8 protein-coding genes are annotated in these 7,855 nt (G+C 27.5%); 6 read left to right on the top strand and 2 right to left on the bottom strand.

All coding sequences use genetic code 11. The features are described 5' to 3' along the window. Positions 1-84 precede the first annotated feature (84 nt). The 6 genes from N5D90_RS09480 (at position 85) to N5D90_RS09455 (ending at position 5,466) form a co-directional block, all read left to right on the top strand. Positions 85-498, top strand: coding sequence for a hypothetical protein (locus N5D90_RS09480; protein ID WP_280062293.1), 414 nt, complete (start codon positions 85-87; stop codon positions 496-498). After that, positions 480-785 (top strand): hypothetical protein, encoded by a 306-nt coding sequence (locus N5D90_RS09475; protein ID WP_280062292.1) that lies wholly within the window; start codon positions 480-482, stop codon positions 783-785. The genes N5D90_RS09480 and N5D90_RS09475 overlap by 19 nt, the downstream gene beginning before the upstream one ends. An 81-nt stretch (positions 786-866) precedes the next feature. After that, positions 867-1,403 (top strand): N-acetylmuramoyl-L-alanine amidase, encoded by a 537-nt coding sequence (locus tag N5D90_RS09470; RefSeq protein WP_280036743.1) that lies wholly within the window; start codon positions 867-869, stop codon positions 1,401-1,403. Next, the gene (locus N5D90_RS09465; protein WP_280062291.1) at positions 1,400-1,987 is read left to right on the top strand and encodes a hypothetical protein; all 588 of its coding nucleotides are present in this window, start codon (positions 1,400-1,402) and stop codon (positions 1,985-1,987) included. The genes N5D90_RS09470 and N5D90_RS09465 overlap by 4 nt, the downstream gene beginning before the upstream one ends. Before the next feature lie 131 nt (positions 1,988-2,118). Then, the gene (locus N5D90_RS09460; protein WP_280062290.1) at positions 2,119-2,850 is read left to right on the top strand and encodes a hypothetical protein; all 732 of its coding nucleotides are present in this window, start codon (positions 2,119-2,121) and stop codon (positions 2,848-2,850) included. Positions 2,851-4,038: 1,188 nt separating this feature from the next. Beyond that, positions 4,039-5,466 carry an exopolysaccharide biosynthesis polyprenyl glycosylphosphotransferase gene (locus N5D90_RS09455; RefSeq protein WP_280062289.1) on the top strand — a complete coding sequence of 476 codons (1,428 nt, stop codon included), beginning with the start codon at positions 4,039-4,041 and terminating at the stop codon, positions 5,464-5,466. A gap of 9 nt (positions 5,467-5,475) precedes the next feature. On the opposite strand, the gene N5D90_RS09450 is transcribed toward N5D90_RS09455, so the two are convergent. Then, positions 5,476-6,771: an O-antigen ligase family protein gene (locus N5D90_RS09450; protein WP_280062288.1), complete on the bottom strand. Its 1,296-nt coding sequence runs from the start codon at positions 6,769-6,771 to the stop codon at positions 5,476-5,478. Beyond that, positions 6,716-7,834 (bottom strand): DUF1972 domain-containing protein, encoded by a 1,119-nt coding sequence (locus N5D90_RS09445; RefSeq protein WP_347881114.1) that lies wholly within the window; start codon positions 7,832-7,834, stop codon positions 6,716-6,718. Before N5D90_RS09445 ends, N5D90_RS09450 begins: the two co-directional genes overlap by 56 nt. Between the last annotated feature and the right edge of the window lie 21 nt (positions 7,835-7,855).

Raw genomic sequence — 7,855 nt, 5'->3', positions numbered from 1 at the left:
AAATTCCATCTGCAACGTCAGATAATCCTGTTAATGTTAATTTAATTTCTTTACAATATTTAAACTAATTAAAAACTACAATCAATGGACAACATGAAAGGAAGAATACTTTTAAAACAGCAAATTTCAAATCTGAAGGAAGTAGGATTTGAAGATATAGAAAGAACAGTCAACGTGATGCAAGCGCACATTGATGGTGGTAATTATGAACAATTTTATGTCAATTATTTCATTTTGTATACACGTTATGGCGTAGATGTTTCGCATTTGTTTAAAAACCAAACATCATACGATTGGTACATCAATAATAGCGAAATGATCCAACAACGTGATGAGAATTTCGAACCTGTATTAGACGCAGAAGGTAATTTCATCTTATTACCTGCATTTGATTATATCATGGGAGTTTTTGATAACTTAAATGCTATTTCTTACGATGTGTTGAAAGCATACATTGTGGAAAACGATAACGATGGAAAATGGGACTTAACAGAGTAAATGGTTGTGGAGCTTGTAGTGGGTTTTGGAAATGGTTTAAACCACCACATCATAAGTTCTTTAAAGTGCAATGCAATATCCATGATACAAGTTATGGAATTGGAGGTCAAGAAATAGACCGTCATATTGCAGATGTGAAATTAAAATACAATATGAAAGATTGGGTAAATGTCTATTTTGAAAATAGAAAACCTGTTAGTCGTTATTGGTATTTATTTCTTTGCAATTGTTATTATTTAGCCGTCCGAATTTTCGGAAAAAAGTCGTTCAACTTCACAGAAAAATAAACATTTAAACAGTATTTAAAAACAATTTAAAGCACGTGTAAAAACTACATGTGCAGGATAAACTCATTTTAAAATTAATATATGATATACTTATCAGCAGGTCATCACAACGCCGATAGTGGCGCAGTTGGCAACGGTTATAGAGAAGCCGATTTAACAAAAGAATTTCGAAATGCCATTGTCAAAGAACTTGACAAATTAGGTGTAAAATACATCTTGGATAAAGACAGCGAAACTAATTCACAATATCAAGGTAGAATTAAACCAGGAAGCGGATCGGTTATTTTAGATATTCACTTCAATTCTGCAACATCTAATGCAAGCGGTGTCGAAGTATTAGTAGCAAATGATGCTAATGGAGATTCAAGACTTTTTGCATCAGAAATTCTTAAAACTACATTATTAGCAACAGGACTTCCAAATCGAGGTGTAAAAAAAGAAAGTGATTCACAACATGATCGTATTGGTATTTTGCATCGAGGTGCTGGTATTGCTGCGTTAGTTGAAGTTGGTTTCATTAGTAATGCCAACGATATTAAAGCGTACAAAAAAGCTTTGCCAGATTTAGCGAAATCGTATGCTAAGATTTTAAAACAATTCGAAGATTTACGAGTATGAGAGCACTAATTATAATGATGGTAGCGACATTGATGTCGTTAGCATCTTGCGCAACAAAACGCAAGACAAAAGAAGTTGAGAAAACTGAAATCAAGACAGAAAACGTCTTACAAAATGATTCGGTTTTTCAATTAAACTCAAAAGTTTCAAAAATAGAATCAAATCAAACTTTCAACGAATTTGAAAGCGTTCTGAAAGCATTAAACGTTCAATATAATGGTGAACAAGACAATGATTTGAAAGTCGTTCTAAATCGAACCGATAAAGGCACAGAGTTAAATGTTAGTGGCAAAGGAAAGGCAAATTATAATGAGCAATCAGAAAAGACATATAACTTAACCAAGTCAGATATTTTGACAATTTATGATAGTCTTAGAAAATATGAGTTAGCTCAAAATAAACTGCAACGAGATCAATTGTTTTTAGATCATTTTAAATCAAATACCGAAAAGGATAAAACAGATATATCAATTTGGATTTACGTGATTATTGGTTGTGTCCTCTGTTTGGTTATTTTTCTTATTTGGATAACAATATTAATTAAAAACTATATAAATAAAGTAATCGCTTTTGGAGTGAAATAAAAGTCCTCCGCAAAAATTAAATATCTCACCTTTCAATTTTTAGCGTATAAAAACCCCTACAGCGGAGGACATAAACCTTCTTTGTAGGGGTTTTTATAATTGAAAAGTGAGAATACAAATTTAATAAAAAAATGGAGAAAATAATAGAAACAAAGAATTTAGGGAAATTAATTATTAAACCAATTGAAAAACAAATAGCTAAAGAATTAATTATTAAAAATCATTATTCTCATAAGTGGAATGATGGCGGTTTTGGAGTTTTTAATATTGGGATTTTTGATTTTGAAAATCCTGAAAAATGCCTTGGTTGTGCTGTATATGGATATATGAAGAATTTAAAAGCTAAATTGTTTTCTCATCCAAACCCTGATGCTTGGATGATTGAATTAAATAGAATGTGGATAGATGATAGTTTAGGTCATAATGCAGAGAGTCTTTTAATTGCTCATTCCATCAAAATGATAAAACAATTAGATAAAAATGTCGTAGCTATTCAATCATTTGCAGATGGACGGTTAGGCTGTGGAACTATATATAAAGCGTCAAACTTTAAGTATTATGGCTATCATTTTACAAGGTTTCTAAAACATAAAATAACAGGTGAAATTTCGCACGAACAGAATTTCACAAATAGCACATCTAAAAAGCGTTTTATACGTGGTAATATTGGCTTTTTATTGGAAGATTGGGAAGTATTCCGTGTAAAAACATACCGATATATCTATCCATTGGATAAAAAAGTAACATTTAGATTTAAACAAGAACCCTATCCAATATATGAGAAAGGTCAAGAACCTATCGAATGGAAAAGGAATTTATCACTTCTAAAATTAAGACTTCAAGCCCTTATTAGCGAATTGTAAACATAACATCCCAATTACTATATAAAGTTAGTGATTAATAGTGATTTGACCAAATAAATAAGTGTAAAAAAGTGATATTTTTTGAGTATTTTTGTAAGGTGATTGAGTATAAGTAAACGGGTTAAAAGCTGCGTGGTTGCAAACATGAAAATCCCTACATCCAAAACTTCAGCTATATTCTAATGAAAAGGCTATTAGACTGCGTTTAATAGCCTTTTACGTTTCTTCTTTATATGATTTATTTGATTATATTTGTAGAGTTGAAATGGAATTGATATATAAGTTATCGTATTGACATCCGCACGTAACCACACGTCTGAGTAGAGAAGCAACTACCTGATAAACTCTTTCAACATGGATAACATTAAAGCCGTTTAAATCTATTTTAAACGGCTTTAATTTTGTAAAAAGTTTTGCGATTTATACATTAAACTTGTTTTGAAAAAATGTATTTTTCGTTTTGCCGATTATAATTGGATGTTTGATGAACCTAACAAAATCATCTATTTATCTGTTTTAGATGATGAAATAATAAAAGATAAATGGTTTAAGTCTAAGTTTAAAATTTTAAAAAAAGTAAATAATATCTATCTTTTGAATATGGGGTAGTGTATCAGAAGTGTAGTTGCACTAGATATTAATTATAAATAAATAAACGATAACATAAAAGGCAAACTGAGGTTTGCCTTTTGTTATTTTTAGTAAATCTTTTATTTTTTTATGGGAGATAGTTGTTCGCTTTTATTGTAAGAAGAGAGTAGGTAAACTTTGATGATAAAGGAAATATCATAACCTTAAAATGTTATGGGTGAAGTAATTAAGAAATGTCTAGTAATTTCATTTTTTGAATAAACACACTATAGAAACACATAAGAAAAATATATTTTTAAAACTAGAGGTTGTAAATAATGCAGAATTAGTAAATAAAGTAATGATTTTGGGTATTGTTGAATTATGATTTATACAATAAAATTTATAAGAAAGTAGATTTTTTTGCGTTGTAAAAGGGTAAAAAAAATTAATAGGTATATAATATGATCAAAAAATTTACTAATTGTTTTTAATTTTATTCAAAACAAAATAATCTAATGATTTTAAGAATATTAGAAATATAGAATCTTTTATAGTTTGTTTTTATATTAGAAAGTATTTTTTTGAAATGTAATACCGTCGCTTTTATAATTATATATGCAACAAAAGAGATATGTAAAAATTTACTTTTTTCAAGAGTTTTTAGATACCGTTTCATTTATTTTTTTCTTTTTCATTTTTTTGAAATTGCAATATCAATATTTTTGGATAGAAGACTATCCTTTAGAAAAGATACCTACTTATTTTGAGTTATTTAAAGCTCATTATAAGGCGTTATTGTTGTTTGTTGTTATCTGGTTTTTAATTGCCAATAATGTTTCTTTGTATAAGGTATATAGAAGAGTGAAGTTTATAGAGATTGTAAAAAAAATAACCTATCAAATTTTATTTTTTTCCATTGTCGTATTTGCGATATCTGGCTTAAAATCATCTGATTTATTTTCACCTCAGTTAGGTATCACGTATATTTTATTACTTTTTTTGATTGGCTTACTTACTCGTCTTTTTGTCTTTATTTATTATAGAAATCTGCATTTAAAAGGTCAAGATTTGACAAATGTTTTGATTATTGATAAGAATGATAATACGAATAAATTTATCAACTTATTAAAAGAACGCAAAGATTTAGGTATATCATTGTTTGATAAAATAGGTAAAGAGGAGATTGATTTTACGCAAGGATTATTAAAAATAAGGGATATAGATTTTCGACAGTTTATCTTGGAAAATAAAATTAATAAGATTTTTATTTCTCAAAAGGGAGAGATAAGCAAGAAATTAATTTATGAAATTGTAAGTTTATCAGAAGTAAATCTTATTAATGTGTCGTATATTCCTGATTCTATTTATAATGGAATTACAGAATTAAAAGTAGTCTATATAGACACTTTACCGATATTTGAAGTAAAGAGATTTCCTTTAGATTTGAAATTTAATCAATTGATTAAGAGTTTGTTTGATGTTGTTTTCGCTTCTTTTGTTTGTTTCTTTTTGTTGAGTTGGTTGTTTCCTATTATTGCTTTATTAATTTATATTGATTCGAAAGGTTCAATTTTATTTATTCAGAAAAGAAATGGATTGAATGGGGTTGAATTTGATTGTTATAAATTTAGAACAATGGTGGATTCTAAGTATAACTCTATAAAAGCTACAGAAAGGAATGATCCGCGTGTAACGCGTATTGGAAAGTTTTTGCGTAAAACAAGTTTAGACGAATTACCCCAATTTATCAATGTGTTGAAAGGAGAAATGTCTATTGTAGGCCCACGTCCTCATATGATTTCTCAGGATCATTATTACCGGGATATTATTAATCGTTATAACATTCGACATTATGTAAAGCCAGGCATTACAGGGTTATCTCAGGTTAAAGGTTATAGAGGTGCTATAGACTCTAATGAAGATATGGAAAAACGTATTAGAACAGATGTATATTATGTACGAAATTGGTCTTATTTACTTGATATACAAATTGTGTATCAAACTGTAATGCTAGTCGTAAAAGGTGATGAAAATGCAATATAAAAATTTTTATCAGAAATTTTCTTTCTTATATAATTGAAAATATAAACAATAAAAAAGGATAAAAATCATTACCCCTCTATTTCTATTTAAAATAGATTCTGTAAGACATAAACTACTTATTAATACTGTAAAAGATAAAAAATTATAGTCCTTATTTTTTATAGATGTATAGAAAGCTCCTCCTAGCATTAATAGAAGTATTGTAAGTCCAATTAATCCTAATTCTGCTTGAGATTGTAGAAATTGATTATGAAAATTTAAATTTCCAAAATATTCTAGATAATTCCTTTCTTGTTGTTTTTCTCTAATTTTATTTTGAGTTGCATTAATTCCCATTCCTCTAAAAATAATTGAAGGGTTTTCTTGTATAAATTCTGTTAATAGTCGAAATTGATAAATTCTTATTGATGTTCCTGTAAAGTAGCTATTGTTAGAAAAATTCTCTTGTACCCATGCGTTTTTAAGTGAAATAACTTCTACACCATCTTCTAAAATAATATTTTCATTAATGTCAACAATTTCTGTTTTAAATCGCTCTAAAATCTTACTTGTAAATGGAAAACATAAAAAAAATGATATACTTGCAAGAATTATTAATTTTTTTAATTGAATTTTCTTTTTAAAAACAAAAAAGCTTAAAATAGATAATAATATTGTTGTTATAATAACATTCTTTGAAGATAATAGAATGATTAAAATAAAAAGTAGTATTGCAGCAAAATAATCATACCATTTTTTTAAATTATTTACAATAATGTATAAAAACGCGAAAGAGAAGATGGCAGATATATAAATAGCATTAACTTCAAGAGTAACTAGTTCATGGTAAAAAAAGACATTTATATCGTGAAATTGTATGTATTTTAGACTAGAGTTTAAAAGTAAATAAATACAGTATATTGCCATAGAATAGCTATAATAAAGCATTAACTTTTGAAATTTTTCTTTTGAAATTTTTCTTATAAAAAGGAAAATTAAAGGAAAAATAAATAAGCCAAGTTCTTTTGGAATTGCTTTTAAGGAAGAATCTCTATCAATAGTCCAAAATAATGAGCTAATACATAATAGAAAGTAAAAAATAGGAAGAAACAATGGAATATTTCTTGTAAACTTTAAATCTCTATAATTAATTAAACATGATGATATAAAGATAATAATCGTAACATTATTAATTCCAATTTTTTTTAATGGTAATGTTATTAGACATAATAAAAAAGAAAACAAGATAAGCTTTCTTTTGGAAATTATATTATTGTTTGATAAGGTCATAATATTTTTCATTGATAATATTCCAGCTAAATTCATTTTCTATTGCAGCTGTGTTTTTCTTAATTTTTTCTAATTCATTTTCTTTATCCAACTTATCATAAAGCTGTTTTACTTCATTACTATTAGAAAAATAAAACGCATTTTCTTTCAGAATACCTTTGTTGAATTCGTTATTATTGGCACAAATTAAACAGTTAGAAGCCATAGCTTCCAATAAAGATGGATTTGTACCTCCAACAGAATGTCCATGAAAATATAAACGTGAATAATAACGAATATTGTTTAATTCCTCGAAATTATAAATACCTCCAGTAAATATAATATTAGGGGAAGTTTTGTATTTTTCTTTTAAGAATTCTCCATAAGGTGTTTCGTGTTTTCCTATGACTAGGAAAGTTTCATTTTTGTTAGAAGATGTCACACCATCAAGTATCATTTCTAAGTTATTTTCGGGTTCAAATCGTGCAATCAGCAAACTATACTTATTTTTTTCGATATTATATTTTTCTAAAATAGAATTATTTGGGTTAATAAATACATCGGCGCCGTAAGCAATATAAGTAGAGTTTTTATTGTATTTGTTTTTCAAATAAGTTTGTATACCTAAAGAATCAGCAATTAGATGATTAGAATGTATTGCGCCTAATTTTTCGGCATATTTCAAGAAATTTTGTACTTTTTTTGAATATTTGCTACGTTTCCATTCTAGTCCATCCATGTTGGTTATAATTTTCGCTCCTTTAGGCATTAACCACCACCATATTGTACTGCTTGTATATCCTAATTGTAAAATAACATCGAAATTACGTTTGCGAGCATCCAAAATACAATTCAAATCGTAAAGAAATTGTCCTGCAGTTCCCATTTTATCTTCTGGATCCTTGCATTGAATTAATTTAACTCCATTAAATTTTTTTTCTTTATACGGATGTAATGAAGAGTTATAAACGTAAACATCTTCTCCCTTATTAGCTAAATAAACAGCAAAAAATTCAGCAAATTGTTCAAATCCACCGTGATAATTTGGTATTCCTCTTGTTCCTAAAATGGCAATTTTCATAATTGATGTATATTCGAATGAAAAATATTCAGAATTCATATAATAAACGGATTTGAATAT

It is taken from the genome of Empedobacter sp. GD03797, from assembly GCF_029842105.1.
In the GTDB taxonomy this organism is placed as follows: Bacteria; Bacteroidota; Bacteroidia; order Flavobacteriales; family Weeksellaceae; genus Empedobacter; species Empedobacter falsenii_C.
The sequence above is the reverse complement of the archived record's forward strand: the minus strand, read 5'-3'. Positions and strand labels throughout refer to the sequence as shown.